Raw genomic sequence first — 236 nt, 5'->3', positions numbered from 1 at the left:
AAGGATCCTATGTGGATGGATAACGCTTATTGGCATTTTGAGAACGCATCTTTACAATATATTCTTCAACAATTAGCGCAACATTTCAATGTTGAATTTCCTGAAATTTCTAACGAGGAACTTCAACAGCGATATACCATAAATTTACCAAAAAAAGAACTGAAAGAAACACTGCATCTACTTTCCAAATTATCAAACATCCCTTTTGATTCAGAGAAATTTGTCCAATAATCCCT

Annotated in this window: 1 protein-coding gene; it reads left to right on the top strand. The window is 33.1% G+C overall.

What is annotated here, in order from left to right:
- The coding region (locus AB1471_RS17895) for a DUF4974 domain-containing protein (RefSeq protein WP_367781064.1) at positions 1-231 on the top strand (231 nt) is incomplete at its 5' end.
- Positions 232-236 lie beyond the last annotated feature (5 nt).

Origin of the sequence: Jeotgalibacillus marinus (assembly GCF_040801915.1) — a bacterium.
Lineage (GTDB): Bacteria > Bacillota > Bacilli > Bacillales > Jeotgalibacillaceae > Jeotgalibacillus > Jeotgalibacillus marinus.
This window is presented reverse-complemented; position numbering and strand designations above follow the sequence as displayed.